Origin of the sequence: Pontibacter virosus, assembly GCF_003096355.1 — a bacterium.
Taxonomy (GTDB): Bacteria; Bacteroidota; Bacteroidia; order Cytophagales; family Hymenobacteraceae; genus Pontibacter; species Pontibacter virosus.
Genome location: NZ_QEKI01000004.1, coordinates 242982 through 267557, shown reverse-complemented (window position 1 = coordinate 267557; position 24576 = coordinate 242982). Strand labels below are relative to the sequence as shown.

Below are 24576 nucleotides of genomic sequence, written 5' to 3'. Positions count from 1 at the left end.
TTTGCTTTTCCAACCTGCCTTAGAATTATTCGGAGCGGTTTATTCCCTGTTTTTGGAGTCGATTGTAATCGTAACCGGGCCATCGTTAAGCAGCGCCACTTTCATGTCAGCGCCGAATTCACCAGTCTGTACTTTCTTCCCTAAAGCTTCCTCGAGAAGCACTACAAAGCGCTCGTACAAAGGTATAGCTATGGCAGGAGCAGCAGCCTGAATATAAGAGGGTCGGTTTCCTTTTTTGGTGAGGGCGTAAAGCGTAAACTGGCTGATCACCAGCACATCGCCCTGCACATCCTGCACACTCAGGTTCATTTTGTCTTCGACATCACTGAAAATGCGGAGCTGCACCACCTTGTTGGCGATCCACCTCAGGTCTTCTTCCGTGTCGTCGTTAGTAAAGCCTGCCAGCAGCAGCAGACCGAGGCCGATCTCGCCTTTCACCTGGTTATTGATGGTAACAGATGCCTGGGTAACGCGTTGGACAACGATGCGCATAGGGTATACCTTTGGTTCAGCGGCAAAGGTAGGGTTTCTAAGCTATTTATGCTTTGAACAGGAGTTGCTTAATCCACATAGCCCTCGTACCGGATGCGGTTCACTTTGCCATTCTTCAGGAAGAAGCGCAGCGAAGTAGGGGCCCCTTCCACCGAAGTAGCCACGATCTCGGAGTTGGTTTGCAGGATGCGCACGTCAAAATTTTTGAGCTTGGTCATCAGCTCCGGCTGGCCCATACCTACTTTCATGTTGTTGCGAAGCGCTATACCTGCGTTGCGGATGTCAGCCACCTGCAGCAGCAGATCGCCGGTTTGCGTTGGGGCATAGAGTTCTATCACCGACTCGCCAAAGCGGATGGTATAGATTGTGTCGGTAACGGACGGGCGGTGTATGTTCTCAATGGGGTCGGCATCGAGTGTGAAGTCGGTGTTAATGCGGGCAAAGTAGGCATCCAGCTTTTTGCTCTGGCGATAGTCCGACAGAAAAGGGTTGCCCAGAAAATCGATCTTAGCTGGCGGGCCGGCTGGCTGGCGACGGGCCAGCAGCGTGTCAGGTTCTATTCGCTGCTGCTTGCGTTCCCTGGGCTCTTCTGTGTGCTCTTCCTGCGTGTCCTCCGGGCGACAGGCGCCTGCGGTGGTACTGATCAGCAACAGCAGCACCAACAGGCGTACAGAGAGACTGTACCTGTGTCGTAGGCTGAGGCTGAGAAGATGTAACATGGTATTAGTTAAAAAGCGGGAAAGCAGATTATACTTTTCATACGAGAACAGACGTTCTTAAAGTTTTGTTTAATTAGGAATTTATTCTGTAGATTCTGCGGCGGATAAAGTATAATTTTGCGGCAAATATCCGCATTTATGTCATTACAACAAATAGCTTTGGTCACTTGCCAGAGCCTGGGCGATTATACCACCAACGCCGACAGCGAAGATGAGCGCCTATATCGTTTTTTGGCCGAAAAAGGCCACAAAATTTCTTTTCAGGTATGGGACGATGACCAGGTTGACTGGACGGCATTCGATGCCCTTATCATTAAGTCGCCCTGGGATTACTTCGATAAAATAAACACCTTCTATACCTGGCTCGATAAGCTGGAGGCACTGGGCTGCCGGGTGCTCAACCCCGTGAAAACACTGCGCTGGAACGCCGACAAGGTATACTTCCGGGACATGCAGACGCAAGGTGTTAAGATCGTGCCCACGGTGTGGCTGGAGCAGGGCGGCTCGTTCGATGCCGACCGTGTGTTCGAAGCGATCGGGCAGGAAAAAATCATCGTGAAGCCCCGTGTAAGCGGAGCAGCCAAGAATACCCTCGCCATCAGCAGAGAAGATGCAGCTGGGTATACTGAACGCATCAACGCCCTGCTGCAAGACGAGCCATTTCTGGCGCAGCCTTTCCTTGAGGAGATCAAAACACAGGGCGAGTGGTCTTTTATTTTCTTCAATGGCAGGTATAGCCATGCCGTGCTCAAAAAAGCCAAGTCAGGCGACTTCCGGGTGCAGCACTTTTTCGGAGGCAGCGTGCATACCCCGGTGCCACCAGCCGGCATGCTGCAAACCGCTTCTAAGATTGTAGAGCAGTTTGCGCAAGACTGCCTGTACGCCCGCGTGGATGGGGTGGAACTGAACGGCGAACTGGTGCTGATGGAGCTTGAACTGATCGAGCCCTTCCTTTTCCTGAGCACAAGCGACGGAGCTTTGGAGCGGTATTACCAGGCCTTTTTGGATTTGACCAATCAGTCTGCCGCCAAGGTATAGCCTATACCTTACCCTGGAATACAAGCACAGGCAGCGGCGCGTGCAGCACCATTTTCTTTGCCAGGCTGGGGTTGAAAAGCGAATCGAACGTGCCGCGCTCCTGGGTGGTCAGGGCCAGCAGGTCGATGTTTTCGCTGCGGGCAAAGTCCTGTAGGGCCTCGGCCACATCATCTCCCTCGAGCAGGGCGTAGCGGATGTCATTTTCAGGGGCGCCGTGCTGTAGGTTTTGCTGCAGTACGAGCAGTTTCTCGCGGTCCTCTTCCGGATCGTCGGAAATGTGCACGCAGTAGATCATGGGTTGCAGATGGCCGAACAACTGCCGGATGCGGTCGATGTCGGCCACGTCCGTTTTGCCGAAGTCGGTGGCATAGAGGATGCGGCCAGGTATAGCGCCATCAAATTGACTGGGCACTGTCAGCACAGGCACCCGCGCCTCTTCGATCACCTTGGTCGACACGGTGCCGAACACAGCCCGTCCGATGCTCGACTCGACTTTGGTGCTCATGATAACCAGGGCAGGGCGGAAACGCTCCGCCTGTTCGGGAATTTCCTCTTCGGGCAGGCCATGGATAAAGGTCCGCTCGATGTGGAGGCTGCTGACCATGCTGTGGGCTTTCCGCTTTAACTCCTCATAAATCTCTTCGAGTTGCGCCAGTGCCTCGGTTTCGTTGCGGTGCAGCACACGCTCCGTTAGTTGCTCCGAAGGATTTAGGCTGGCAGCGCTGGCAGGCGCCGGATCGGCCAGGTAATCCTGAAAGCAGTGGAGCAACAGCAGTTTAGCCCCGGGCACGCCAGCCGCGAGCTGTAGCGCATAGTGACTTGCCTTGGCCGAGCCTTCTGAAAAATCAACGGGTGTGAGTATCCGAAACATATTTGGAGTTTTGGGTTGGCCCATATATACGCATCCAGGCTCGTGCAGGTATAATGCATGGTATTTAAATAAACATTCGACCCCTATATTTTCAGTTTGAAATGGGTCGGGAGCAGACAGTGTCGGGTGAATTCTAATTTTTTCGGTTAATTTGTAGCTTCATACACCCCCACTATGCCGAAACGCATTGTCTTTTTCTTCATCGGATTTGTGGTACTGGCCTCCCTGGTCTATTATGGCTTTAGCAGGTGGCAGGACGCACAGCAGAAGGTGGACCTCTGGACGCTGGTGCCGGAGACGGCAGCTTTTGTAGTGGAAACCAACAACCACAGCGAACTGAGGGAGCACCTGCAGGAGACTGACTTATGGGAGAGCTTCTCGGTGCTTCCGGTGGTGCAGCGTTTTCAGGAAAACATGGCCATGCTCGACAGCGTGGCGCCCGGCAACCAGCGCCTCGAACGCTTCCTGGACAAGAAAAATATCCTCACCTCTGTGCACGTACGCGGCAAGACCGATGTGGAGTTTGTGTACTACATCCCCGTGGTATCGGTAGGGGAGCACCGTTTTCTGCGCACACTCAACGAGAATATTAACAAAGACCCAATCTTTAAAGAGGAGAGCCGTGAATACCAGGGCATGTTGCTCACCGACGTAACCAACACACAACTGGGGAATGGCTTTACTTATTTCTCTTTCCACAACAATATCATTCTGAGCGCTTCACCCGTGCTGGTAGAGGAGATCGTGCGCCGCATCAACCGTGGCAAGCTCAACTCCATTGCCGCTGATTACAAAAAGGTTAATTACTTGAGCCAGGCCGATGTGTATGCCAACGTGTTTGTGAACTACCGTGCCCTGCCCGACCTGCTTGGCCTTTTCCTGCAGGAGGAACTGATGCCACAGGTGCGCTACCTGAGCAGCTTTTGCCGCAACGCCATGCTCGAGCTCAAACTCGACCAGCATAAGGTCTTCCTGAACGGTTTTTCTAATCCCGAAACGCTCGAAGGCTCTTTTCAGGCGCAGCTGCGTCCATCCAAGCCCCGTCCGCTCGACATCAAACTGCTGCTGCCTACGCGCACAGCCATCCTGATGCACTTTGGGGTGGGGGAGGTGGCCCGCCTGCGCGACGGCAAAGCACCCAACGACGCATACAGCCCCGCTATCGACAGCCTGGCCCGGTCTTTTAATCAGGAGATCGCGCTAGCTTACATGGAGTCGTACAACATGAACACGAGCCCCGACAAAATGGTGATTGCCCGCATGGAAAGCAGTGGCAAAACGAGGACTCGCTTTAAGATCCTGGCAGAACAGGTCGGCAAAGCGCAGAACGAAAAGGTCTATTCCGAGAAATATGGAAACTATACCTTGCAGCTGCTGGATCTGGAAGAGTTGCCCGCCCGGTTGTTTGGCAGTCTGTTCGCTGGTTTTGAGCAGAGCTATGTGCTGCAGCTCGATAATTACATGATCTTCTCGCCAGAAATAGCCAGCCTGCGTGCCCTAATCGACGACATCAATGCAGGAGAGGTATGGGGACGTTCCGTGGCGCAAAAGTCTTTTCTGGAGGAAACCCTGCAAGAGGGTAATTTTAGTTTATACCTGAACACCGTAAATGCCTGGTACATTTTGAACCGCTATGTGCAGGAAGAGAACCGAGAGGACCTGTTGCAGAACTCCAGTCTGATCCGAAGGTTTAATCAGGTGAGCGTGCAGTTCGCCCGCGCCGAAAACCAGTACTATACCAGTGTGCTGTTCAGAAGGCAGGAGCGCCATGCCGACGGTGTGCAGGAAGGTTTTGAAGAAGAGCTGACCATCCCTTTTGCAAGTCGCCTGATATCGCCGCCTTACCCGATCCAGAATGCCATAGACCGCAGTCGCGAAGTGGTGGTGCAGGACTCGCTGCTTGTGCTGCACAACATTACTTCTACCGGCAGTCGTGGCTGGACCGATACGCTGCAGGCGCAGGTAAGAGGTAACCTGCACCAAGTCGAACTCGGCAGCGAAAAGCGGCTAAGGTATGTGTTTGCCACGGGTACCCGCATACAGGCCATCGACCACCTGGGGCGTGATCTGGAGCATTTCCCGTTTAATGTGGGCGACACCCTTCGCCTGCAGCGTTTGGCTGTATTTGACTTCGAGAAGAACCGTGACTACCGCTTTTTGGTGGATGATGCTTTGGGCAACCTGTACATGTTCGACACACGCGGCAATGCCATACCTGGCTGGCAGCCCCGCCACATGGACTACCGGCTGGCTGCCACACCGCAACATGTGCGGGTAGGAGGCCGAGACGTTATCCTGGTGCTGCTCGAGAACGGCTATGTATATGCTCTCAATGCCAAAGGCGAAACCTACCCGGGCTTCCCCTTCAGTTTGCGGGTGCCAATCACGTCAGAGGGCGTTATCCGGGTGGGTGCCGACCTGCGCCGCTCCGTGGTGACAGTGGTAACGCGGTACGGTGAAGTGGTGGAGTTTAACCTGCAGGGCCAGGTGGTGGAGCGGGAGCAGCTGCCGCGGCCGAGCAAAAGCGCCATGTTTGATCTGGTGCCCGATGCCAGTGGCCGCTCATACATTATTGTGCGGCAGGACCAGGGCAAAGTAGCCGCCTTCGACCAGGACCTGAAAGAACTGTTTGAGAAGCGCTTCGTCACATCTGCACCCAAAATTGTTCAATACTTTAACTTTGGGGGAGGCAACCAGGTATACGCCATCACCGAAACCGGTCCGCAGAAAACCTACCTGTACGGCCCGGATGCCCGCCTGATCGGAGGCAAATCGCTGGAAAGCAACCAGGCTGTGAGTATCCACTATAACGAGGTAGGCAACAACTACTCCGTCTATAAGGTGTTTCGAAATGAACTGCAGAAGCTGAGCTTCAAATTGCCTAATTAGGACAGTTCAGTATTCCTCCCAGTATTTTATTGGACAGAGTCACTCTACTTAATTTGTCATCCTGGGAGGATCTTGGTAGCTAGGGTTAATGACTGTTATTCAGGGCTCAGATTTCAGGAATCGCAGGTATGGATTCTCACTTTTAATAAGTTCTATTTTCTTTTCACGATTCCAACTCTTCAGCTCCTTTTCTCTATCGATGGCGTGCTGTACATAGCTATAGCATTCATAGTAGAGCAGCTTGTAACAGAAGTAGCGGCCTGCAAAAGTTTCAGGTTTGCCTCGATTTTCCTTGTGTTGCTAAAGTCGATATACTAAATCATTTGTCACTCCCACATAAAGCACCGTTCTGCTCGGGTTAGTCGTAATGTAGACAAAGTAATTGTGACTTTTCATAGCTGCGGCTTAACCTCCCTTCTACCTGGTTTCTTTCAGAATGACATAATATTTGGGTTCCGTTTTAAAAATTGTCGCTCCTACCTAAGGTATAATTAGTACAGAAAGTAACCAGTTTAGGAATAGGAAGACGTAATAAAAATTCTAAAAGCTATTAAACCAACCTTTTTTATAGAACAGGTATAGCTGCACCAGTACCAGGGTAGTCATCAGCACCATCAGGATCGGATAGCTGTAGGGCAGGTATAGCTCGGGCATGCTTAGACGGAACACTTCGCCTGTTTCGGGGTCTTCGCGCGAGAAGTTCATGCCGTATACCCCGGCGATAAAACTCAGTGGGATAAAGATACTCGAGATGATGGTGAGCACTTTCATGATCTCGTTCATGCGGTTGCTTACCGTGGACATGTACAGCTCTACCAAGCTTGTAGACATTTCCTTGTGACTGTCAATCAGGTCGATGAGTTGGATGGTATGGTCGTAGGCGTCGCGGAAGTATACCTTCAGGTTATCCGGTATAATATCCTCGTCCATGCGCAGCAGTTCGTTCATTTTGTCACGCTCCGGCCAGGCAATCCGTCGCAGCTTGATCAATTCGTTCTTCAGATCGAGAATCTCCCGCAAGGTCTGTTTTGAAGGCTTATCCAAAATCTTCTGCTCCAGTTCCTCAATATAAGCGCCGATGGCTCCCATCACCGGGAAGTAGTAGTCGAGCACTACGTCCAGAATTGCATAAACCACATACATCGGCGGCCGCTGCCGGATAATGCCTTTGCCAACACGGATACGCTCACGGAGTGGCTCCAGGCAGTCTTCGTAGTCGCTTTGCAGAGTGAGTACGTAGTTGGGGCCTGAGAAAACCGAGAGTTGCACATCTTCCAGGGTATGGTGCTCTTCCCTCCAGCGCAGCATGCGGGTGATGATGAAAAGGCGGTCGTCGAGCTCGTCTACCTTGGGGCGCTGATAATCGTTGATCACGTCCTCCATCTGCAGCGAGTGTATGTCGAAATCCTGTTTGAGCAGCTCCAACATGGTCAGGTCGGCATAGCCGCGGATATCGACCCAGTGTGTTACCTCAGGCTGTGACTTTACCTGCTGCACCAGTTCGGCGTACGAAACAAGCTCCTGCTCCTTGAACAGTTGCTCGTTGAAGGACATCAGAAAGTAGCGGGGGGCATGCGCCTCGGCAGGTATAAACAGGGAGCCCGGGCTGATGCCGAGCTTACGATCGAGGATTTTATGACGGGAGCGGTGACGTTTTTTCTTAGCCATACTGCTTTTAGGGTGTACTGCAACTGTACAAGGTAATAAATTTTGGCTTGTACTGCTAGTCTACAACCTCTACGGTTACCCCATCGATATCTTCCAATTTCCCAGCCAGTTCTACCTCCAGCTTTTTACGAACCTCCAACGTCATGCGGCAATCGAGTTCGAACTGCTGGTCTTTCACGCCGAGTTCGTACTCTTTCACCAGGCTCATCACATCGTTCATCTGTGGGTAGGCGAAGTGGACCTGCAGCATAGTGGTTTCATGCTTTTCGATAATCGTGGCATTGGTTAGGGCTTCGGCAGTAGAGGTTTTGTAGGCGTTGATCAGGCCGCTGACACCGAGCTTGGTGCCGCCGAAATAACGTACCACTACAACCAGTACATTGCTCAGATCAAAGGAGCGGATCTGGCCCAGGATGGGGTCGCCGGCGGAGTGGTTGGGCTCGCCGTCGTCGTTGGCGCGGTAGCGGCTTTTGTCAGCGCCAAGGCTGTAAGCGTAGCAGTGGTGACGGGCATCGTAGTACTGCTTGCGCAGGTCAGCGAGGACTTCTTTTACTTCTTCCTCCGTGTAAACCGGGTAGGCCAGTGCGATGAACTTACTACCCTTCTCTTTGTAGAGGCCTTCGGAGGGGGCTTCGATGGTACGGTAGGTATCTTCCATAATTTTAAAACAGGTGGGCGGCTTTTCCCTGATACGAAAGTAGCACCAGCGCCAGTACTGTAAGGCCCATCGCGATGCACGTCACGTAATAGACAGCGATCGCCTGAAACGAATGTACATTGAAATGCTGGTAAAGCCTAAACGGGAACACGAGCGAAACGCCCGGCAACACACGTAAAATCAGGTATAGCATAGGTATAGAAGCAGGAGCAAGCGGCACATCCTGCTTTGCAAAAGTAACAGAAGCGTCCTCAAGGGCAAAGCCGAGCCCGGATGTATAGGCACATTAGCCGAAATTGTTTTAATTTGTGGCAGTCCTAAATTTTTCCTTTTGTCTGCCACCCCATACCTGATCCACTTTACCGAAACCGGTAGCCCGGAAATAGGCTTCATTGCCTCCACGCAACTGGCCCAAAACATACCCTTTGTGATTAAACGGGTGTTCTGGACCTATGGTACTCCGACCGGTGTGCTGCGGGGGCAGCATGCCAACAGAGCTACCGAAGAGGTGCTGATAGCTGCAACAGGGAGCATAAGGGTAGAAACGGATAATGGCAAAGACAAACAGACCTTCGTGCTAGATGATCCTGCCACGGGGCTATACCTGCCGGCCATGTGCTGGACCGACCTGCATTTTGCCCCCGGCACCGTAGCCGTCTGCCTGACCTCCACTGATTTTGAGGAATCTGACTACATCCGCGATTACCCAACTTTTCAGCGTCTGGCAGCCCATCCGGCCCTGTAATCATTGTCCATACCTATGCCTGCAACTCAGGTCCCATACTTCGCTTTCCGTGGCTTCCCTGCAGGTATAAACCAGCAGACAGAGGAGGCCTATACTTATTTAAGGTATAAAAAAGAAAGCTATCCGGTAGCGGAGGAACTAGCCGACACAAGCCTGGGTCTGCCTCTTTTTCCGGGTATGATGGAGGCCGAGCAGGATGTGGTAGTCACCTATAGTCACACTTTTTTTGAGCGCCATGATTGATGCTGCTCCACTGCCGCTAGTGTCGGTCATCTGCCTGTGCTACAACCACGAGCGCTTCATCTCTGAGGCGCTGAACTCGGTGCTGGCCCAGACATATCCCCATCTGGAGATCATCATCATGGATGATTGCAGTACCGATAACAGTGTGAGCATCATCCAGGAATACGTACGGAAATACCCGCAGCTCACCTTTATGAGCACTAGCACCAACCAGGGCAACACCAGGGCGTTCAACCTGGCCTGGCGGGCTTCCAGAGGGGCGTACATCATCGATTTTGCCACCGACGATGTGCTGCTGCCTGAGCGGATAGCACAGCAAGTAGCGGCGTTCGAAAAGTTGGATGATTCGTATGGTGTGGTTTACTCGGATGCGGAGTACATCAATGATAATGGCCGGCATGTTCGCTACCATTGCCAGCGCAACAAAGCGGGTGAGGTGATCTCCTTTGCACCTTCCGGCGATATCTTTCACCATCTGCTGGGTCGCTACTTTATCTGTCCGCCTACTATGATGATGAAGCGGCAGGTGTTCGAAGACTTGCAGGGCTATGACGAGACGCTGGCCTATGAGGACTTCGACTTTTGGGTGCGCTCCTCGCGCAGGTACAAGTATTTTTTTCTGGATGCCGTTACTACGAAACGCCGCCTGCACGCTAACTCGCTGTCGCAGCAATTGTACAAACCGGGTGACAGACAGCTGAACTCAACAATGTTGGTTTGCGAGAAAGCGGCGAAGCTGGTGCAAAGTACCCAAGAGCGCCAAGCTCTGACCAAGCGCTTGCAGTACGAGGCCCGGCACGCTTTTCTGACAGGCCACTACCTACAGACCGAGCAATTTTTAAATCTGCTACGACAGCATGCCGGACTTGGACCGGTATACCACACTCTCCATCTCCTCAACAAACTTAAAGTAGACCTGCGCTTCCTCAGAGTGCTGTATCAGAAGCTTTTAGGTCGCTAAAATTGCACTCTGTCAGGGACTTACTACATATTGCAGGTAAACGTGTAAACTGTTTCCCGTTTCTGCGTAAGTATAAGTTATCCCGGGCGTGCTGTATGGTTTGTGTTTTTGATAATGGACAAGTCGAAGTTTAAACACGACGCTAAACCCGAACTCCTTTTTCAGCAGAGAGTTAACTTAATATTACGCAACGGACAACAATTTTAGTATAAATACCTATATTTGAATTTCAATCGCCTAAAACAATACCATGATTACAGCCATTGCATCCCGTGTAGAAGTCATGAAGTGGATGGAAGACTTTGTCCACGAGAAAATGACAGAGTTTCTAAAGTCTGTAGAGGACAGCTGGCAACCAGCTGATCTGCTGCCTGACGCCCGCATGGAGAACTTCTTTGAAGAAGTTAAGAACCTGCAGGAGCGTGCCCGTGACCTTAGCTACGATCTGCTTGCCGTACTGGTAGGCGATACCATTACCGAAGAAGCCCTGCCAACTTATGAAAGCTGGCTGATGTCCATAAAGGATTTACCAACCAACGAAGAGAGTCCATGGATGAGGTGGAACCGTGCCTGGACAGCCGAAGAGAACCGCCACGGGGACTTGCTGAATAAGTACCTCTACCTGACCGGCCGCATCAATATGCGCGAAATGGAGGCTTCTACACAGTACCTGATTGCCGATGGCTTTGACCTGCAGACTGATAATGACCCGTATCGCGCTTTCGTGTATACCTCTTTTCAGGAAACAGCAACCAATTTGTCGCACCGCCGCGTGGCCCAGATCGCCAAAAAGCAGGGCGATGGCATGCTGGCAAAACTTTGCGGCTATGTAGCTTCCGACGAGGCCCGTCACGCCAAGGCGTACAAGGCTTTTGTAGGCAAAATATTTGAGGCTGATCCGAACGAAATGATGCTGGCCTTTGAAGACATGATGCGCAAGAAGATCGTGATGCCAGCACACTACATGCGTGAGCTTGGTGTGGACATGGGCAAAACGTTCGGCCATTTTACCGATGCCGCCCAACGCATCAACGTTTACACCGCACTCGACTATACCGATATCCTGAGTGACCTTGTGAAAGAGTGGAAGCTTGAAACCGTTTCTGGTTTGAATGATGCCGGTGAGCGTGCCCGCGACTATTTGACTGCTCTGCCAGACCGCCTCAAAAGAGTAGCGGAGCGTATGAGATCGCCACAACTGGAGTACAAGTTCCGTTGGATTGACTAAGTAGCGAAAGCTATACCTTATAAAGTCAGAGGGCAGGTTGCGAAAGCAGCCTGCCCTCTGACTTTATAGCGCTGTGTGTATTGTTTTGCTATTGCATAGCGGATTAGTCTTCTTTTTGCCGGTTATTGTGATGATGTTATGGTGCGAGCGTACTCGCTCGTGACTGGTATAGAGGGGCCTCTGGCCCCTTTTTCTATCAGGTAATTTTCTGGTATAGTTGCGGTTTTGCAGGTATAGTAACTTATGCTGTTTTATGGCTTCGCCTGTGCGGCGGGCACCTTCTTTTTGTCTTGACACAAAAAGAAGGCAAAAAAGTCAAGACGATTTTAAACTCGCTGACCGCTCAAACAGTGTATTGTCATTTTGTGCACCTGGCTCAGTTGATCTGTTTCATAGTTTAAGGGGCAAGTTACTCTTGCTTCACCTGCCAGTGGTGTGTGGTAGAAACTACAACGCTTATACCTGTAGATAGGCAGTTGCAGGTTCCCGTCCTTGGACAAGGAGGGGTAAGGGGTGGTTGGACCCGGTACTGCAAAAGAACAGCTGCAACAACAGGGCCTATGCCTGAGGGTTGGGCAGTACCAGAAATTACCCTCTGGGAATAGGGACCTCTAAAAGAGAGGGGCAGGGGTGTGTTATAGCGAGGCTTAACCTCCCTTTAACCAAGATCCTTTCAGGATGACAGATGGAGAAGCAGTAGCCCATAGTCCCCCTTAGAAGGGGACAGGAGGATGACAATCGTGCACGGGAATCCTGTCAATCTAAAAATCCTGCAAATCCTGATTCAGACAAGCTATACCTCCGTAGCCACCCCAGACGCTCGCGGGTCTGGAAGACGCTGTAAGGTCCTAACAATCCCCTCCAACACAACTAAACAAACCTAATCAAAGCCAGCCAGGGTATTTCACGTATAAGAACGGATGTGCAAGAACATTCGCCTGTGTAGCGTTGTTAGAGTATAAATCAGAAGAGAGCATATGAGTATAGGGTATAGATTTGGAGAGTACGTACCGCCGCAGGATGACAAGCAGGGCTTCGAGTCGCTGCTGAAGATATTTTTGCAGCTGGTCATGATCACTTCCGGTGATGTCGCCGAGGCCTTGGCGTGGCTTAGCTCGCTGGACAAGCAGTATAGCCTTACGGGCGACGACTATGGGATAGGGGACTTTATTGAGGACCTGAAGAAGAATGGATACATCGACGAGAATCCGCAGGAGGAAGGGGTACTGAAACTGACTGCCAAAAGTGAGCAGAACATCCGGAAAAGTGCGCTCGAGGAGATTTTTGGTAAACTGAAGAAAGGCGGAAAAGGCAGCCACGCAACACCCCAGACAGGTATAGGCGACGAGGCCAGCACCGACCGACGGGAGTACCGCTTCGGTGATGCGCTGGAGCAGATCTCCATGACCGATTCCATCCGCAACGCCCAGATCAACCACGGCCTTTCCGACTTCCGACTGACAGAGCAGGACCTTGAGATCATGGAGACGGAGCACAAAACGCAATCTTCCACCGTGCTGATGATCGACATTTCGCACTCCATGATTTTGTATGGAGAAGACCGTATCACCCCGGCCAAAAAAGTAGCCATGGCGCTGGCCGAACTGGTGAAACAGAAGTACCCAAAAGACACCTTGGATGTGATCGTGTTCGGCAATGACGCCTGGCAGATCGAGATAAAGGACCTGCCATACCTGGAAGTGGGGCCATACCACACCAACACGGTTGCCGGGCTCGAGCTGGCCATGGACATCCTGCGGAAGCGCAAAACGCCTAACAAGCAGATTTTTATGATCACGGATGGTAAACCGACCTGCCTGAAAGAAGGGCTGCACTACTACAAAAACAGCTTCGGCCTTGACCGCAAGGTGGTGAACAAGACCTTAAACCTGGCAGCCCAGTGCCGTCGCATCAAAATACCTATTACTACCTTTATGATTGCGTCGGACCCATACCTGCAGCAATTCGTAGATGAGTTTACCAAAGTAAACAACGGCCAGGCGTATTACAGCTCGCTGAAGGGCTTAGGTCATCTGGTGTTCCGCGACTATGGCCGCAACCGGAAGAAGAGCTTTTAGAGTTTGAGAATTGAGGAGTTGAAGAGTTAGACAGGTATACCTGTCCGAATCGTGCACTAAAACTTGCCGACTGAATAGTGGCTCTTTGCTATCAGAAGATGGAAAGCTGGTTTGCGCATATCAGGCAAATCAGGCCCGTCAGCACTTACGAATGCTTCTTCAGTGAATTGGCATACAAAAACAGAAGAATCAAAGCACCTAAGGCAGTGTAATACAAAGCAGTACTTAGATCAAAATATAGTCTGGAAATGAACGCGACGAGAAACAGCAACAGTCCGGTCATTTCCAGCATTTTATAAAGCGGGATCTTTTTCATGCAATCAAGATAAGATTTATCTGAAAAGATCACTAAAAATTAAACCATTTAACAGTCATTCAACCAAAAGAGAATGCAATACAAAGACATACCAGCAGAGAACTTACTGAAGATAAAAACCCTGGGCCAGCTGCGTGCAGCCGGGTACGAACCGCAAACGGTGAAGCAGGAGCTTCGCCGTAACCTGATCCGCAAACTACAGAGCAAAGAGGAGGTGTTTCCGGGCATTTGGGGCTATGAAGAAACTGTGGTGCCGGACCTGCAGCGGGCTATCCTCTCCATGCACCACATTAACCTGCTGGGTTTGCGCGGGCAGGCCAAAACGCGCATTGCCCGCCTGATGGTGAACCTGCTAGACGAGTACATACCTGTTGTGCAGGGCTCCGAACTCAATGACGATCCTTTGCAGCCGCTTTCGCGCTACGCCAAGGACCAGGTGCACGAGCACGGCGACGATACGCCTATCGGCTGGATGCACCGCTCTGACAGGTATACCGAGAAGCTCGCTACACCCGATGTGTCGGTGGCTGACCTGATTGGCGATGCTGACCCTATCAAAGCGGCCACGCTCAAATTGCCTTATTCTGACGAACGGGTGATCCATTTCGGACTGATTCCGCGTTCACATCGCGGCATTTTCGTGATCAACGAACTGCCCGATCTGCAGGCCCGTATTCAAGTGTCCCTTTTTAATATTCTTCAGGAAGGCGATATCCAGATCCGGGGTTTTAAGGTGCGCCTGCCACTCGATATTCAGTTTGTGTTCACGGCCAACCCCGAGGATTATACCAACCGTGGCTCCATCGTGACGCCGCTCAAAGATCGCATCGACTCGCAGATCATCACGCACTATCCAAAGTCCATTGAGATCGGCAAGAAGATCACGCAGCAGGAGGCGCATATCAAAGAAGAACAGGAGCAGCTGGTGACGACCAATGACATCATCAGCGACTTAATAGAGCAGGTGGCGTTTGAGGCGCGAGAAAGTGAGTATGTGGATGCCAAGAGTGGTGTGTCGGCACGTCTGACAATTTCTGCTTTTGAGAGTTTGCTCAGCGCAGCCGAGCGACGTGCTTTGCTGAACGGCGAAAGCAAAACCTATGTGCGCCTGTCCGATTTTCTGAACACCATACCTGCCGTGACGGGTAAAGTGGAACTGGTGTACGAAGGTGAGCAGGAGGGCGCGGGACATGTGGCGCAGGTGCTCATGGGCAAAGCCATCCGCACGCAATTCCTCCATTACTTCCCTGACCCTGACAAGGCCAAGAAGTCAAAGGAAGGCAACCCTTACAAGAAAGTAACGGACTGGTTTGGCGACGGCAATACAGTAGATATTCTGAATGACGCCACAGCTTCGGAATACAAAAAAGCACTGCAAGCTATACCTGGTTTAAGCGAATTGGTAGAAAAATTCCGGTCCGATGCCAAAGGGGAAGAGAAGCTGTTTATGATGGAATTTGCCCTCCATGGCCTGGCCGAACACAGTCAACTCAGCAAAAACCGACTGAGCACCGGCCTGCAGTTCAAAGACCTGCTCAGCGGCATGTTTACCATGCCAAGCTTCGGTGAGGAAGAAGACGAAGATGACTTTTAAGAGTTTGAGAGTTTAGGAATTTAAGAGTTGAAAGGCAGAAGCGGTACCAGTACTGCTCCTGCCTTTTTTGGTAAGGCCAGGTTGGGATTTATACCATCAATAAGGCAGTAGCGATGCTCTCCCATTCTTCCTGAAGCGCGATTGCGGGTCTTTTGCGGCCTGCACGGCTATACCAATAGTCCGCATTCCAGGTGTCACCCTCTCTGCGGTGCAGGTAAGCGTGAATCCAGGCAGCGGTTTGGTCTGGCAGGTCTTGAATGAACACATGCGCCTTGTCCCAATCGCCCTTCGCCTCATACCACAGCGCCTGCAGGTATACCGTCGACTCCGGGGGAGGAGCGGGAGCGGTGAGGCTGGCTTTGAAGGTGGTGAGGTTCATGGGGAAGAAAGCTACTTGGAAGAAGACATTTTAGAAATGCAAACTCAATGCAATTTTGTCAAAAAGGGCTCTGTAAGATTCAAAGTTGGGAGAAGTAGTCACCATAGTTAAAATCAGTAGTACTCCGTCCCTATTTGCAAACAGAACATAGTTGTGCATGTCTTCTTTGCTGTATTTATTTTTATGTGTTTCTATCAGGTATTTGTATTTCCTGTCATTGATTACAGTGTCACCCTGTTCAATAACTGTAAACCCTTCGACCGTTCCAATGCTCTTTAGAAATTCACTATAAGTTGCATCCAGGCTTGTTTCGTCATGATGCAAAATGTTAATATTAAAATTCTCCCTGGGCACATCTTCCTCACTATGTTTCTGCCTGAATGCCATCAAGGCCAACGATTGATCAGCAGGTACACCGTACTTCCAGCCAACCGGAACTCCAATCTGGTAATTTTTTACAGTATCCTGAATAATGGCAAGTTCCTGTCCGAAACTTATAGTTTTGACAGATACTAGAATAAGGAGGGTGAGTAAAAGGTGTTTCATGTTCGGTATCAGTTCTAGAGGGTTGTCTGTCGTGAAATTACTAATCAGTCCCAATTCTGTAAAGTTAAAGCACAGATTACTGTCTATTATAGTTTAGTATCCCTGTGTATCGTTCTTATTTAAAATTGGCTTTTCAACATTGCTTCTGTAAAGCGCTAGTGCACTTGAAATAAATTGGTAAAGTAAAGGATGCGTATCATGTCGGGGTGATACCGCATAAAGTTCATATGCTGGACCATTTTCATGTTGTACTTTTATTCTTGCACTTGTCCCATCTATGATTATTCTGTTTTTGTCAGTGTCATTCACTTTCAATGTCTTTTCCTTTGATAGTGCATCGCTGATACGAAGCAAAGGATGGTTTGATGATATGACTAAACTATCTTTTTCATAACTCTTATACTTTTCAAAAATCTGGGTAAGCTGCTTCCGAGTTTCAAAATCATTCAAGTTTTTCACTAATTCTTGTATCTCTAAGCTGTCTTGCTGAGTTGGTTTTAAATCCTCCTGCTTTCTTTTAAAATAAACAACTTTTGTTGTGTTCCCTTTTTTTGAGAGATGAATCTTAAACTCTGAATGACTGGCTGATGCTTTTGATGTGATTTCAATTTGGTAATTGTCCGTAGTCTGAGAATAAGAACGAAGCGCAGTAAGAGTAAGAAGGAAAAGTAGTAATATTTTCATGTTTTGAAAGGAGTTTATACAGAAGCTAAAGGACTGTTGCACATGATGATCCTATACAAACAAAGCCGGCAGCTGCTTTACCAGGGTATAGCCGCCCATCCAGGCCATTACCAACACCACTAGTATACCAAAAATCGTCAGCCAAAGCGGGTGCTTATACCTGCCGATGATCCTGGATTTGTGAGCGGCGATCAAAATAGTGCCGAGCGTAATCGGGAGGATGAGGCCGTTTAATGCACCCGCCAGGATGAGCAAATGCACTGGACGGCCGATGGTAACGAAGATGGCGGTTGAGACCACAATGAAGCCGATGATGAACCAGTTTTCGTAGCGCTCGATGCTCCTGTGGAAGGACTTGATAAAGGAAACCGATGTGTAAGCCGATCCAATCACTGAGGTAATGGCCGCCGATACCATCACGATGCCGAACAATTTATAACCCACATTGCCTGCCGCCAGTTGAAAGACCGAGGCTGGTGGATTACTTTCGTCCAACACAAGGCCTTTGCTCACTACACCCAGGGCCGCCAGGAAAAGAAAAATGCGGATGATGGATGCCACGGTTATACCTGATACGGCACTGGTGTTTACCTCTGGCAAAGCCGTTTCGCCTTTCACGCCGGCATCGAGCAGACGGTGACCGCCTGCAAAGGTAATGTAACCGCCTACTGTGCCGCCTACCAAGGTGATGATGGCGATCAGGTCAATCTGGTCGGGTACGAAGGTTTTGACAGCTGCCTCGGCAAGGGGAGGAGAGGAGGTGATGGCCACATACACGATCAGCAAGATCATCAGCAGCCCCATGATCTGGGCAAAGCGATCCATCACCTTTTTGGCTTCCCGCACCAGGAAAATGCCAATAGCTATACCTGCGGCAATGATGGCCCCCAACTCCGGGGAAATACCGAATAGCACGTTGAAGCCCAACCCGGCGCCACCCACGTTACCGATGTTAAAGGCAAAACCACCCAGCACAATCAGCACCGCCACAAACAGGCCAAGACCTGGCAATAGCATGTTGGCAATATCCTGCGCCCGTTTCTCTGACACGGCAATGACCCGCCAGACGTTCAACTGCACGCCGATATCGAGGATGATGGAAGCGAGTATAACAAAGCCGAAGCTGGCGGCAAGAGATTGTGTAAAGACGGTGGTTTGGGTGAGGAAACCGGGCCCGACGGCGGAAGTGGCCATCAGGAAGGCAGCACCCAGCAAGACGCTCCAGTTGCGTTTCTGCTTCATGGGCGCTGCACGTTGGGTCTGGCAAGCGCTATACCTTCGCGCTGCAATGTTTCATGTATATGGTGTGCAAATTCAAGTGCCTGCGGACCGTCGCCGTGGATGCAAACCGTATCAGCCTGTATATCTACCTCAATTCCCTGCTGCGACTGCACTTTGCCTTCCTGCACCATGCGCAACACCTGGTTGGTAGCTTTGTCCGGGTCCGTGATCAGCGCATCGGGCTGACGACGGGAAGTAAGTGTGCCATCCTGCTGGTATGTGCGATCCGCAAACACTTCGTTGGCAGCACGCAGTTGTAGTCTGTTTGCCGCTTTGATAAGTTCACTTCCGGCCAGGCCGTACAGCAACACTTCGGGATTTACCTTATACACGGCTTCGCCAATGGCTTCGGCCAGTTTGGTGTCGGTGGCAGCCATGTTATAGAGCGCGCCGTGTGGTTTCACATGGTGCAGGGTACTGCCCTCAGCCTGCACAAAGGCCTGTAGTGCTCCCATCTGGTAAATTACCATGTCGTATACCTCCTCTGCCGAAACAGCCATGTTGCGTCTGCCAAAGCCCACCAGATCGGGCAAGCCGGGGTGAGCGCCGATGGCCACGTTGTGCCGCAGGCAAAGCTGAACGGTTTTGCGCATCACGCCCGGGTCGCCGGCATGAAAGCCGCAGGCAATGTTGGCTGAGGTGACGAAGGGGAGAATCTGTTCATCATTACCCATACGGTAGGCGCCATAACTTTCGCCCAGGTCGCAGTTCAGGTCAACGGAGAGGGGTTCGTTCATGTGTTGTGCTTTAGTTGGATGGCACGTGCCAGTTGCATTAGGTTTTGCTCCCGACGGATGTAAAGCTGCTGGGCTTCCTCCAGCGACACTTCCTCAAACGAGATGGTCTGCCCTGGCACGACCTGCGCCAAGATAGGCAAATCGACGCTAACTACCTGCAGGATGCGCGGGTAACCGCCTGTTGTCTGGTGGTCGGCCATCAGCACGATCGGTGTACCCTCGGGCGGTACCTGCACCGTGCCGAATGTCACGGCTGTCGAAATAAGCTCCGCCTCTTCGCTCAGGTGGAGCGAGACACCCTGCAGCCGGTAGCCCATCCGGTCTGATTGCGCCGATACCTGGAAGCGCTCCGACCAAATCTGCTCCTGGCTGGTTTCAGAAAAGAGTTCAAATTCTGGTCCCTTGATGGCTCGAATGGTGGGGTTTGGATCGTAAGCAGGATAGAATTGCGGATCGGGTGTCCAGCTGGCAGCTACATAAGCGTGCCCACTCGTGGCACTCATCGATTGCGAGAGCAGGGCTATACCTGCAGGTGTAGGGCTGTTGCAAGGTATAACATCTCCTACCTGTAACGCGCGTCCCTGCCAGCCGCCTATACCTGCCTGCAGGTAAGTTGCATAGCTGCCCATCAGTTTAGGCATGGCAAACCCGCCTGACACAGCCAGGTAAGCTCTGCAGCAAGCTACAGGCGCTCCGAAAGACAAGATACTGCCTTTCTTCACCAAAAGTGGCCGCCACATCGCTACCTGTTCTCCGTTAAGCTCAGCGGTCAGGTCTGCACCAGTCAAGGCGATCAGATGGTCTTCAGTAAAGCGGATGGTAGGCCCGGTAAGGGTAATCTCCAGCACGGCTTCGTCATCCGCATTGCCAGCCAGCATATTGGCTACCCTGCAGGCAAACCTATCCATGGCGCCACTGGTGATGATGCCCTCTTTCTGATGCCCATACCTGCCGCTGTCCTGCAGGGTAGTAAGCATGCCAGGTTTGATGATCTCAAGCCCCATGCGCCCGCTCCTTTCGCTCCCAGAACTCGTCTTCCGAAATAGCCACAAACTTTACCTCGTCACCGGCCTGCAGCAAACTGGGCTGCTCCCGGTTTGGATCAAAAAGCCGGAGTGGTGTTTGGCCAATCAGTTGCCAGCCACCCGGCGTTTCGATGGGGTAGATGCCTGTTTGGTCGCCTGCTATACCTACGGATCCGGCAGGAATGCGCGGTCTCGGATTCTGCTTGCGGGGAGTGGCTAGTTTCCTGGCCATGCCGCCCAGGTATGGAAAGCCAGGGGCAAAGCCGATCATGTATACCTGGTAGGTGCCACGTGTGTGACTGGCTATTACTTCTTGTGGTGTGAGTTTGGTATAACGGGCCACGTACTCAAAATCAGGTCCGAAGGAGCCGTTATAGCACACCGGTATTTCTACCACGCGGGTAGCTGCGGCCTTGTCGTTTTCACGGGCCACTTTGAGGATATACTGCAGCTGCTCGGTTACGCGGGTATATGGGTTGTGAAAGCCCCGCTCGCTCGCCTGCCAGGGGTTGTAGTACACAGTCACGGTATTGTAAGCGGGCACCTGTTCTATAAAACCAGCAAAGGGATGGCGGTCCAGGTAAGTGCTGAAGGTGCGCACTTTGGCGTGGGTCGCCCTGTCGATGCTATCGCCGAACTGCACCGTTATGGCGCTGTCGCCAAGCGGGTATAGCCGGAATAGCTGCATGTCTTTTTGCTTCATACCTGCGCTGAGTTGTGTGCCTCTGTATACCTGATGAGGTAAGGTATAGTTAACCAAGGTACATAAAAAAACACAAGACCGCATGGGGCAGTCTTGTGTTGTTGCTAGGAGGTCAGGATTACTTAGTCGTGCAGGCCGATGTCTTCAAGAACGGGGGGATGCAGCTGCCCCTCGGAGTGGGCCACAATCATGGCCACAGAGGCGTCACCGGTTACGTTCACGGTAGTCCGCAGCATGTCCAGTAAGCGGTCAGGGGCCAGGATCAGGGCAATACCCTCAATGGGTATACCTGCCTGCTGCAGCACGATCACGAGCATCACCACGCCTGCACCTGGCACGGCTGCCGCCCCGATGGAGGCAAGTGTTGCCGTCAGCACTATGCCGGCCTGCGCTGCAAGCGACAGGTCCATGCCATAAGCCTGCGCGATAAATACAGCCGCTACCGACTGGTAAAGACTGGTGCCGTCCATGTTGATGGTGGCGCCAAGCGGCAGTACAAAGCTGGTAATCTCGCGGTTAATGCCCAGTCTTTCTTCGCAGCGCTCCATGGTAACCGGAAGCGTTGCCGCGCTGGAGGAGGTAGACAAAGCCAGCATCTGGGCCGGGAAAATGCCTTTGAAGAAATCGACGTAGCTGGCCTTGCCCAGGGCTTTGATAAGAAGCGGATATACTATAAACATCATGATGCCCAGGCCAATCGTTACGACAATACAGTAGTAGCCGAGCACAAGCAGCAGTTCGGCAGCGGCCGAAGGGTCATCGCCTGCAAACTCCACTACCAGACCCGCCAGCAGGGCGAACACACCGTAAGGAGCGGCCATCATGATGATATCCACCATCTTGAGGATGACAAGATTGACTGCATCGAAGAAGGCGTTGACAGGGCCGGCTTTGTCCCTAGGTATGAGGATGAGGGCAATACCGAACAGCAGGGCAAAGAAGATGACCTGCAACATGCTCGCATTGTTTGTCATGGCCCTGAAAATGTTGTCGGGCACGATGTCGATGAGCGCCTGCAATGGCCCCTGCTGATCTACGGCGGCGGCGTCTGAAGACTTATCCATAGCGGTAGAGGCATATTGGGCTTTAAACTCCTCCCGTTTTTCAGGGGAAAAAGCTTTGCCCGGCTCCGCTACATTCACGATCACAAGACCCAGCACCACAGCGATCAAGGTTGTCATCAGGTATAGGCCGATCGTTTTGGTGCCGATGCGGGACAGCTTGCTGATATCACTCAGACTGGACACGCCCGTAATTAAGGACACCAGCACAAGCGGAACAGCGATCAGTTTGAGGAGGTTGATAAAGATGGTGCCGAACGGCTTTATCCAATCGGAGGTGAACTCCATGAGGCCGAAAGAGCTGGCTGAAATACCCCAGGCTACCCCAAGCGCCATACCGATCAGAATCTGCCAGTGTAAAGCTAATTTCTTCATATACAGGGTGATGGCAGGGTGTTAGTAGGTACCTGCCGGTAAAAGATGTAAGGTTCAGGAAATCACAGGAAAGAGCAAACACACCACGGAAGGCTGCATCATCTGCCCGAAACAATTGTTCCTTTCAGGTAAAATTAAGAATAATTCCTTAAGAAAAAGGGACAGTATTAGAAATAGGAAATTTAATCTGATCAAATAAAAGGGTCATAAATGAGGAAGGCCGCATTTATGCGGCCTTCCTTTAATAGCTGACAGTAAGCGGACTATGCCTCGTTTACCACGATCTTTTCGATCCTGTCGTTCGCGCGGATCTGATCGATTACGTCTACGCCTTCTACCACCTTGCCAAAGCAGGTATGGTTGCGGTCGAGGTGCGCCGTGTTTTTGCGGCTGTGCACAATGAAGAACTGTGAGCCACCTGTGTTGCGGCCGGCATGCGCCATGCTCAGCACACCGCGGTCGTGGTACTGGTTCTCGCCAGTCAGTTCGCAGTCGATCTTATAGCCCGGTCCGCCCGTGCCCGGCACGCCCTTGGCGCCTTCGCGTGAGTTCGGGCAGCCGCCCTGTATCACGAAATCAGGAATAACGCGGTGGAAGGTAAGGCCATCGTAAAAGCCTTCTTTGGCAAGCTTTATAAAGTTGTCTACCGTCTTAGGAGCGTCCTTTTCATAAAACTCTACTTTCATGACGCCTTTGCCGGTATGGATTTCTGCGGTTTTCATAATTTTAATTGTTTGAGGTAATGTGATACTAACAAGTACAAAAGTACGCAAAATATTAATTGGCAGCCAGACACCCGCCTTGCGATTTGGCTAAACATAGGCCTGGCCCGGTATTTGCCAAAACTTGTAGCGCTTTAAAACAGTAATTGTATTATAGCGCGACACCTGAATCTGACTAAATCCTAAGCCTAGTATGAGAGCAATTCCCTACATATTAACCTTTTCTGCACTGGTCATGCTGCTGATCACTGCCTGCGACCAGCCCAAAGATACCCAAACCGGAAACGAAGTTGCCCTGCAAGAGGGTGTCAACGCCCTGCAGACTGATGGACCCGTTGAGCCACAAGCCAGCACCGCCCGCCAAATTCCTGGCAGTAACGAGGCATCCCGTGTGTCTTCCCGCAGTTTACTGGACATTGTAGAATCCAACAGCGACCTGAGCACTTTCAACTCGCTTTTACAGAAGGCAGGTGTCGCCGAAAGTCTGAGTGGCACGGGCCCCTACACGGTTCTCGCTCCCACTGAAGCAGCTTTTCTGGAGTTACCTGACAGCCTGCGGGATAACCTCGATAGTCCGAAGCACCGCGAACTGGTGCAGCAACTACTCAACAACCACATCATAGCAGGCAGACTGACCACGAGCGACCTGCAGGATGGCGCTATTTTGAAAACAGCAGCCGGTCACCAGCTGAAGGTGGCGAAGCGCAACGACAAAGTTCAGATCGGCCATGCTGTGATAGAAAAGCCCGACGGCATGAGCAGCAATGGTGTGCTTCACACGATAAACAAGGTGCTGGTGCCCTTAAAAGAAACAGCTCTGTAGTTTAGAACGGGTTCGTCGCCCACACCGCCAGTTCAGGCACAAAGCCCCGGTCATCCAACTCTAATACTCCTTTAATGGCTCGCGCAATTTCACGGCCGCGCAGTTTGTTCGGCTGGCTGTCGCGTTCTTCTCTATCTTCACGGCCAAAAGCTGTGGTTACCTCGCTGGGGTTGAGTAACACAACCCGCACATTGTACCTGCGCAGCTCTGCCTGCCAGCACTGGGTCATGCCACGCAATGCAAATTTAGAAGAACAGTATATCGAGCCGCCCTCGTAGCCTTTGGTTGCTGCTGTGGAGCCGATGTTGATGATGTTGCCGTAGTTCTGCTTTTTGAAAATTTCCGCAGCCCTTTTTCCCATCATGGCTGCACCAAACACGTTCACGCTGTATACCTGCTGAAAATCCTCCAGCGTTATGTCTTCCAGCTTTTTGGATACGCCTATACCTGCATTGTTGATGAGCGCATCGAGCCGGCCGTATTCGTTCAGAAAAGTCTTGAAAGTCCGTTTCACATCGTCCGGATTGGCCACATCCGCGGTGATGGGCAACGCACCGAGTTCCCGTGCCGCCTTGTGCGTTCGTTTCTCGTCACGGCCTGTTATGGCTACGTTAGCACCGTGCTCTATAAGTAGTTTGGCAGTAGCGTACCCGATGCCGAGTGTGCCACCTGTGATCAGGATGTTTGCATTTTCGATTTTCATAGTTTTGAAAGTGAGTGGTTTGTGTTTTGTAACGTGG

At 51.5% G+C, this 24576-nt stretch carries 25 protein-coding genes and 1 pseudogene; 9 read left to right on the top strand and 17 right to left on the bottom strand.

The features are described from left to right. Positions 1–39: 39 nt before the first annotated feature. On the bottom strand, positions 40–492 hold the full coding sequence (gene dtd, locus C8E01_RS08300) for a D-aminoacyl-tRNA deacylase (RefSeq protein WP_116542897.1): 453 nt from the start codon (positions 490–492) through the stop codon (positions 40–42). Positions 493–560: 68 nt separating this feature from the next. Then, entirely contained in the window at positions 561–1211 is a 651-nt protein-coding gene (locus C8E01_RS08295; protein ID WP_116542896.1) for a hypothetical protein, read from the bottom strand. 138 nt (positions 1212–1349) lie between these two features. Between C8E01_RS08295 and C8E01_RS08290 the strand changes: the two genes are divergently transcribed. Beyond that, positions 1350–2249 carry an ATP-grasp domain-containing protein gene (locus C8E01_RS08290; RefSeq protein ID WP_243409480.1) on the top strand — a complete coding sequence of 300 codons (900 nt, stop codon included), beginning with the start codon at positions 1350–1352 and terminating at the stop codon, positions 2247–2249. Between the two features lies 1 nt (position 2250). Here C8E01_RS08290 and C8E01_RS08285 read toward each other — a convergent pair whose 3' ends face one another. Beyond that, positions 2251–3120: a universal stress protein gene (locus C8E01_RS08285; protein WP_116543030.1), complete on the bottom strand. Its 870-nt coding sequence runs from the start codon at positions 3118–3120 to the stop codon at positions 2251–2253. A 174-nt stretch (positions 3121–3294) separates the two neighbouring features. On the opposite strand from C8E01_RS08285, the gene C8E01_RS08280 reads away from it, so the two are divergent. After that, positions 3295–6009: a PQQ-binding-like beta-propeller repeat protein gene (locus tag C8E01_RS08280; RefSeq protein WP_116542894.1), complete on the top strand. Its 2715-nt coding sequence runs from the start codon at positions 3295–3297 to the stop codon at positions 6007–6009. A gap of 99 nt (positions 6010–6108) precedes the next feature. Here the strand turns inward: C8E01_RS08280 and C8E01_RS21905 are convergent. The 4 genes and pseudogenes from C8E01_RS21905 to C8E01_RS08260 all read right to left on the bottom strand — a co-directional run bounded on the left by C8E01_RS21905 (position 6109) and on the right by C8E01_RS08260 (position 8528). Further along, a pseudogene (locus C8E01_RS21905) lies at positions 6109–6405 on the bottom strand (GIY-YIG nuclease family protein). 144 nt (positions 6406–6549) lie between these two features. Further along, entirely contained in the window at positions 6550–7677 is a 1128-nt protein-coding gene (corA, locus tag C8E01_RS08270) for a magnesium/cobalt transporter CorA (RefSeq protein WP_116542893.1), read from the bottom strand. 55 nt (positions 7678–7732) lie between these two features. After that, the gene (locus C8E01_RS08265) at positions 7733–8335 is read right to left on the bottom strand and encodes an IMPACT family protein (protein WP_116542892.1); all 603 of its coding nucleotides are present in this window, start codon (positions 8333–8335) and stop codon (positions 7733–7735) included. A gap of 4 nt (positions 8336–8339) precedes the next feature. Continuing rightward, positions 8340–8528, bottom strand: coding sequence for a hypothetical protein (locus tag C8E01_RS08260; RefSeq protein WP_116542891.1), 189 nt, complete (start codon positions 8526–8528; stop codon positions 8340–8342). Positions 8529–8666: 138 nt separating this feature from the next. Here C8E01_RS08260 and C8E01_RS08255 point away from each other — a divergent pair, with 138 nt between their 5' ends. The 6 genes from C8E01_RS08255 (at position 8667) to C8E01_RS08230 (ending at position 15500) form a co-directional block, all read left to right on the top strand. Further along, positions 8667–9080: a sugar 3,4-ketoisomerase gene (locus tag C8E01_RS08255; protein ID WP_116542890.1), complete on the top strand. Its 414-nt coding sequence runs from the start codon at positions 8667–8669 to the stop codon at positions 9078–9080. A 15-nt stretch (positions 9081–9095) separates the two neighbouring features. Then, positions 9096–9323 carry a hypothetical protein gene (locus C8E01_RS08250; RefSeq protein ID WP_207774879.1) on the top strand — a complete coding sequence of 76 codons (228 nt, stop codon included), beginning with the start codon at positions 9096–9098 and terminating at the stop codon, positions 9321–9323. Further along, positions 9316–10284 carry a glycosyltransferase gene (locus C8E01_RS08245; RefSeq protein WP_116542889.1) on the top strand — a complete coding sequence of 323 codons (969 nt, stop codon included), beginning with the start codon at positions 9316–9318 and terminating at the stop codon, positions 10282–10284. The genes C8E01_RS08250 and C8E01_RS08245 overlap by 8 nt, the downstream gene beginning before the upstream one ends. A 250-nt stretch (positions 10285–10534) precedes the next feature. Continuing rightward, positions 10535–11512 (top strand): acyl-ACP desaturase, encoded by a 978-nt coding sequence (locus C8E01_RS08240; protein ID WP_116542888.1) that lies wholly within the window; start codon positions 10535–10537, stop codon positions 11510–11512. Positions 11513–12489: 977 nt separating this feature from the next. After that, positions 12490–13590 carry a vWA domain-containing protein gene (locus C8E01_RS08235; RefSeq protein ID WP_116542887.1) on the top strand — a complete coding sequence of 367 codons (1101 nt, stop codon included), beginning with the start codon at positions 12490–12492 and terminating at the stop codon, positions 13588–13590. Between the two features lie 389 nt (positions 13591–13979). After that, the gene (locus C8E01_RS08230) at positions 13980–15500 is read left to right on the top strand and encodes a sigma 54-interacting transcriptional regulator (protein WP_116542886.1); all 1521 of its coding nucleotides are present in this window, start codon (positions 13980–13982) and stop codon (positions 15498–15500) included. Positions 15501–15588: 88 nt separating this feature from the next. On the opposite strand, the gene C8E01_RS08225 is transcribed toward C8E01_RS08230, so the two are convergent. The 9 genes from C8E01_RS08225 to C8E01_RS08185 all read right to left on the bottom strand — a co-directional run bounded on the left by C8E01_RS08225 (position 15589) and on the right by C8E01_RS08185 (position 23013). Next, positions 15589–15879, bottom strand: coding sequence for a hypothetical protein (locus tag C8E01_RS08225; RefSeq protein WP_116542885.1), 291 nt, complete (start codon positions 15877–15879; stop codon positions 15589–15591). Between the two features lie 30 nt (positions 15880–15909). Beyond that, positions 15910–16425: a DcrB/PsbP domain-containing protein gene (locus C8E01_RS08220; RefSeq protein ID WP_133242746.1), complete on the bottom strand. Its 516-nt coding sequence runs from the start codon at positions 16423–16425 to the stop codon at positions 15910–15912. Positions 16426–16518: 93 nt separating this feature from the next. Next, positions 16519–17109, bottom strand: coding sequence for a hypothetical protein (locus tag C8E01_RS08215; RefSeq protein ID WP_116542883.1), 591 nt, complete (start codon positions 17107–17109; stop codon positions 16519–16521). A gap of 51 nt (positions 17110–17160) precedes the next feature. Next, positions 17161–18351, bottom strand: coding sequence for an NRAMP family divalent metal transporter (locus C8E01_RS08210; RefSeq protein WP_116542882.1), 1191 nt, complete (start codon positions 18349–18351; stop codon positions 17161–17163). Next, positions 18348–19127: a 5-oxoprolinase subunit PxpA gene (pxpA, locus tag C8E01_RS08205; protein ID WP_116542881.1), complete on the bottom strand. Its 780-nt coding sequence runs from the start codon at positions 19125–19127 to the stop codon at positions 18348–18350. Before pxpA ends, C8E01_RS08210 begins: the two co-directional genes overlap by 4 nt. Next, positions 19124–20104: a 5-oxoprolinase subunit C family protein gene (locus C8E01_RS08200; RefSeq protein WP_243409479.1), complete on the bottom strand. Its 981-nt coding sequence runs from the start codon at positions 20102–20104 to the stop codon at positions 19124–19126. Before C8E01_RS08200 ends, pxpA begins: the two co-directional genes overlap by 4 nt. Before the next feature lie 16 nt (positions 20105–20120). Further along, complete coding sequence (pxpB, locus tag C8E01_RS08195) at positions 20121–20855, bottom strand: 5-oxoprolinase subunit PxpB (protein ID WP_116542879.1); 735 nt, start codon at positions 20853–20855, stop codon at positions 20121–20123. 122 nt (positions 20856–20977) lie between these two features. Continuing rightward, positions 20978–22291: a dicarboxylate/amino acid:cation symporter gene (locus tag C8E01_RS08190; RefSeq protein WP_116542878.1), complete on the bottom strand. Its 1314-nt coding sequence runs from the start codon at positions 22289–22291 to the stop codon at positions 20978–20980. 263 nt (positions 22292–22554) lie between these two features. Then, positions 22555–23013, bottom strand: coding sequence for a peptidylprolyl isomerase (locus C8E01_RS08185; RefSeq protein ID WP_116542877.1), 459 nt, complete (start codon positions 23011–23013; stop codon positions 22555–22557). Positions 23014–23206: 193 nt separating this feature from the next. Here C8E01_RS08185 and C8E01_RS08180 point away from each other — a divergent pair, with 193 nt between their 5' ends. Then, positions 23207–23836, top strand: a complete 630-nt coding sequence (locus C8E01_RS08180) for a fasciclin domain-containing protein (protein ID WP_116542876.1) — start codon at positions 23207–23209, stop codon at positions 23834–23836. A 1-nt stretch (position 23837) separates the two neighbouring features. Here the strand turns inward: C8E01_RS08180 and C8E01_RS08175 are convergent, their stop codons facing one another. Continuing rightward, positions 23838–24539 carry an SDR family oxidoreductase gene (locus tag C8E01_RS08175; protein WP_116542875.1) on the bottom strand — a complete coding sequence of 234 codons (702 nt, stop codon included), beginning with the start codon at positions 24537–24539 and terminating at the stop codon, positions 23838–23840. Between the last annotated feature and the right edge of the window lie 37 nt (positions 24540–24576).